A 4,808-nucleotide genomic window follows, 5' to 3' on the forward strand; every position below is an offset into this window, starting at 1 on the left:
GAGAGAGCGCTCTCTCATCGGCGAGGGGGCGCGCTGAGGAGAGGCCTGCCCATGAAGAGTCCAGACCCCCGACCCGCGTGGCTCACCGACGGAGCCCGACGGCGAACGCGCGCCACGGCATCCGTCGTCGCCGTCGGCGCCCTGACGCTCGCCGCAGCAGTCAGCACTGCCACCGCTGCGGCGGCCACCAGTGCGGCACCCGCAGCATCCACGGCATCCGTGGCGTCCCTGTCCTCCGTCGTCGCGGCCCTGCCTGCAGCAGCGACCCAGACCCCGTTCGGTGACAACGTCATCGTGTTCGACCCGAGCATGCCCGTGAGCGACATCGAGGAGGTCGTCAACGACATCCATGCCGAGCAGGTCGACGACGAGATGGGCACCAACCGCTGGAGCCTGTTCTTCAAGCCCGGCACCTACGGCACGGCCGAGGACCCCCTGCAGATCCGTGTGGGATACACCACCGAGGTCGCGGGCCTGGGCGCCGACCCGGGCGACGTCGTCATCAACGGCAAGGTCGAGTCGTTCAACCGGTGCATTCGCGACGGTGGCACGAGCTACTGCGTGGCGCTGAACAACTTCTGGCGCACGCTGTCCAACCTCACGATCAACGTCAACGGCGCCGGTCAGGACGGATGCCGGCAGACGGCGAACTTCTGGGCCGTCAGCCAGGCGGTCTCCCTGCGACGGGTCGAGGTCACCGGCGGCAACCTCTCGCTGATGGACTACTGCACCGCGGGCCCGCAGTTCGCGAGCGGTGGCTTCATCGCCGACTCCAAGGCCTCGTTCGTCCTCAACGGCTCGCAGCAGCAGTGGCTGACCCGCAACAGCGAGGTCGGCGGCTGGAGCAACGGCGTGTGGAACCAGGTGTTCGCGGGTGTCGAGGGTGCCCCGAGCGACGCGAACTTCCCGGCCGAGCCCTACACGACGCTGGAGACCACCCCCCTCAGCCGCGAGAAGCCGTGGCTGTGGATGGACGCCAACGGCGCCTGGAAGGTGCGGGTTCCCGCCGCCGCGGCCCAGACCCGCGGCACCACGTGGGGTGACGGCCTGACAGCCGGCCGCACCCTGGACCTCTCCGAGTTCCACATCGCCAAGCCCGGTGACTCGGTGCAGTCGATCAACAGCCAGCTCGCTCGTGGCAAGAACCTGCTGCTCACCCCCGGTGTCTACGACATCAACCGCAGCATCGACATCAAGCGCCCCGGCACGGTCGTGCTCGGCATGGGCCACGCGACGCTGACCGCCGTGAACGGCGCCACCCCGATCACGGTGTGGGACCGGGCCGGCATCGTCGTCGCCGGGGTCACCATCGACGCCGGGCTGAAGAACTCGAAGGTTCTCATGCAGGTCGGCGCAGACCGGCCCCGCAACCCGGCTCAGGGTTCGACCCTGGCCAACCCGGTGACGCTCAGCGACGTGTACTTCCGCGTCGGTGGACCGCACATCGGCAAGGCCGACGTGTCGCTGCAGATCGACGCCGACAACGTGCTCGTCGACCACACCTGGGTGTGGCGCGCCGACCACGGCGTCGAGGGTTTCACCGGCCCCAACGAGGGCGACTCGCAGCGCTGGGCGACCAACACCGGCCGCAACGGGCTCATCGTCAACGGTGACGACGTCACGGCGACCGGCCTGTTCGTCGAGCACTACCAGGAGCACAACACCATCTGGAACGGCGAGCGCGGACGCGTGGTGCTCTACCAGAACGAGCTGCCCTACGACCCGCCGAGCCAGGCCGACTGGACCCAGGCCGACGGCACCCTGGGCTACCCCGGCTACAAGGTCGGCGCCACGGTGAAGTCACACCAGCTGTGGGGTGGCGGGTCCTACGTGTTCAACCGCAACGACCCGAGCATCGTCACCGAGAACGGCTTCGAGGTGCCGAACACCCCGGGCGTGAAGATGACGCACCTGCTCACGGTCAACCTCGACGCGGGCACCATCCGCCACGTCGTCAACGGCGTGGGTGACCAGGTCGATGCGACGAGGTCCGGTCAGCCGGCCTACGTCGGCTCCTACCCCTGACGGGTCCCACCACCTTCGGGTGGTGGGCGGCGGATGCCGTCAGCGGACGGCATCCGCCGGGAGGGATCAGGGGCGCTCGCCTTTCGAGGCGATCCGCTCACCGGCCCCCTCGTCGAGCTCATCGGGCTCGTCGAGGGGGTCGACCTCGTCCGGGGTGGGGAAGGGGTTGGCCGGGTCGATCCCGGCAGCGCGGGCTGCCCGGGCCGCCTTGACCCCGGCCGCGATCGAGTGCCACACGTGGTCGGGGCCGAGGGTGTCCAGGAAACCGGACTTGGAGAGCACGTCACGCACGTTGCCGAACACCCGCACGAGGTAGAGGTCGGTGCCCTCGGCACGCAGCCGGGTGAGCAGGCCGTCGAGCCGCTCGGCGGTCGTCGTGTCCATCTGGTTGGTGGCCTCGAGATCGAGCACGACGGCGTAGAGCGGTTGGCGGGCCCGGGTGGCCATCTCGATGTGGCCGACGACGGAGGTCGCGTTGGCCCAGAAGAGCGGCCCGTCGGGACGCAACACCGTGACCCCGCGGTAGGTGCGGCGGCTGGAGTCGTTTCCGACCGAGCCCCAGGCCGCCTTCTCGCCCTCGACCCGGCCCATCTCGTCGACGCCCACCTGCATCGAGCGGTAGACCAGCCCGAGCAGCGACTGGGCGATCGCAAGGAGCAGACCGTTGAGCGGGCCGAGGAACAGCACCCCGCCGAAGGCGACGACGGCAGCGACGAAGTCGTTGCGGCGCACCGCGGCGTAGCGGCGGAAGGTCGACGGGCTGACCAGGCCCCAGACGGCGTGGATGACGATGGCTGACAACACGGCCCGGGGCAGGTCGGAGAGCAGCCCGGCGGCGAAGGCGACGAAGAGCAGGACGATGACGGCTGCGGCGACGCCACTGACCTGGGTGAAGGCACCGGCGCGGGCGTTGGCCGCCGTCTTCGACAGGGACCCGCCGACCCCCATGCCACCGAAGATGCCGGAGGCCAGGTTGGCCGCCCCGTGCCCGACGAACTCCCGGTTGTCGCTCTCGGGGTCGATGGCTCCGGTCGGGGCGAACGTGCGAACCGCAGCCAGCCCTTCGGCGATGCCGACGGCAGCGATGGCGATGCCGCCGGTGATGATGCCGCTCCACAGCTGCACGTCGACCACGGGCATCGAGGGCAGGGGCAGGCCCGTGGGCACCTCACCGACGACGCGTACGCCTCGTGAGGCCAGATCGGCGGTGGTCGACACGGCGATCCCGCCGGCGAGCACGATGAGCGACCAGGGTGCCCTGGGCAGCAGCCGCGACCCCACGAACAGCACGGCGAGCGCACTCGCGCCGACGGCGAGGGTGACGCCGTGGAAGTCACCGAGGTTGCGCACCGTCTCGTCGATGCGCTGGAAGATACCGCCGCTCGGGGCGCTCACTCCCGACAGGGCGGGGATCTCACCGATGACGATGAGCACGACGAGGCCGGCGACGAAACCGGTGACGATGGGCTCGCTGAGGAACTGGGCCACCCATCCCAGCCGGAGCAACCCCACGGCGACGAGCACGGCCCCGGCGGTGAGCGCGAGGGTGGCCGTGAGGGTGATGGCCAGTGCCCGGTCCCCATCGGAGAGAGCGCCGACGATCGAGCCCGAGAGCACCGAGACCGTGGAGACCGGGCCGACGAACAGCAGCCTCGAGGAGCCGAACAGGGCGTAGGCGAGCAGTGCCGGCGGCAGGGTGTAGAGCCCGACCTGCACCGGAACCCCTGCGACGACGGCGTACCCGAGGGCCTGTGGGACGGCGAGGGCCGCGACGAGCAGCCCGGCCAGGACGTCCTGGGGGAGGTGGCGACCGGAGTAGTTGCGCAGCAGGCGAAGGCCGATGGGCAGGGTCGGCGTGGGCACGTGCACGGGGGACAGTCTGCACCTGTGGGCGTGAGCGCGCAGCCCCCACAGATCAGTGTGCAGCGCAGCGGTGGCCGGGCGTGGGCGCGCGTCGTGGCGAGGGGCTGTCAGTGCCTCGTCCTAGGGTCGGGGGCACAGCGCAGCACATCAGGGCACGGGCCACGCAGGGACGCTGTAGGGAACACCGCAGGGAACGACCGGTCGCGAGAGGAGGGCTGATGGAGATCACCAGGGCACTGGCCACGGGTCGCCGCCTGCTGCGCGAACACGGCCTCGACGACTGGACGATCGTCGCCGACCGCGCCAAGACCCGGGCCGGGGTGTGCCGCTACTCCCGGCGCGAGATCGGTATCAGCGGCCCGTTGACCACGCTGCACGACGAGAGCGAGGTGCTCGACACGATCCTGCACGAGATCGCCCACGCCCTCGTCGGGCCCCGGCACGGTCATGATGCCGTGTGGCAGGCCAAGGCTCGCGAGATCGGTTCCAGCGGGCGGCAGTACGTCTCGCCCGAGGCCCCTCGCGTGCCCAAGGACTGGGTCGGGCGCTGCCCGGCGGGTCACGAGAAGTCTCGCCACCGAGGCCCGACCCGGTTGATGTCCTGCGGGCAGTGTTCGACGCGGTTCGACCCCCAGCACCTGTTCACCTGGACGTACCGAGGCCGCCGGGTGCCGCTGCCCCCGTCGTACGCCGAGCAGCTGGCCGCGCTTGCTGAGACCGTGCGGCCGACCGCCACGCGACGCCCGCCGGTCCACCTCGGTGACGTGGTGCACGTGCTGTCCGGGCCGTGGGGTGGGCGTTCCGGCGAGGTCGAGCACGTCGGCACGCTGCGCTGCCAGGTTCGGGTCGGTGACGAGCTCGTGAGCCTGCCCCTCGAGCTGGTCCGCCTCGAGCCGGCGACGGCAGCCCGCTCGGTGTGA

Annotated in this window: 3 protein-coding genes; 2 read left to right on the top strand and 1 reads right to left on the bottom strand. The window is 70.7% G+C overall.

The genetic code is table 11. The features are described from left to right. Window positions 1–51: 51 nt before the first annotated feature. Window positions 52–2,025 (top strand): pectate lyase-like domain-containing protein, encoded by a 1,974-nt coding sequence (locus tag PLL68_RS05145; protein WP_324532278.1) that lies wholly within the window; start codon window positions 52–54, stop codon window positions 2,023–2,025. A 66-nt stretch (window positions 2,026–2,091) separates the two neighbouring features. Here the strand turns inward: PLL68_RS05145 and PLL68_RS05150 are convergent, their stop codons facing one another. After that, the gene (locus PLL68_RS05150; protein WP_324532280.1) at window positions 2,092–3,894 is read right to left on the bottom strand and encodes a SulP family inorganic anion transporter; all 1,803 of its coding nucleotides are present in this window, start codon (window positions 3,892–3,894) and stop codon (window positions 2,092–2,094) included. Window positions 3,895–4,106: 212 nt separating this feature from the next. Between PLL68_RS05150 and PLL68_RS05155 the strand changes: the two genes are divergently transcribed. Continuing rightward, window positions 4,107–4,808, top strand: coding sequence for a SprT-like domain-containing protein (locus PLL68_RS05155; RefSeq protein WP_324532282.1), 702 nt, complete (start codon window positions 4,107–4,109; stop codon window positions 4,806–4,808).

The sequence above is a fragment of the Ornithinibacter sp. genome, from assembly GCF_035443565.1.
GTDB lineage: Bacteria > Actinomycetota > Actinomycetes > Actinomycetales > Dermatophilaceae > Fodinibacter.

What these genes read in the sequence shown, in the direction of transcription:
- PLL68_RS05145 (WP_324532278.1), top strand. Translation starts at nt 52, where the DNA reads ATGAAGAGTCCAGACCCCCGACCCGCGTGGCTCACCGACGGAGCCCGA.
- PLL68_RS05155 (WP_324532282.1), top strand. Translation starts at nt 4,107, where the DNA reads ATGGAGATCACCAGGGCACTGGCCACGGGTCGCCGCCTGCTGCGCGAA.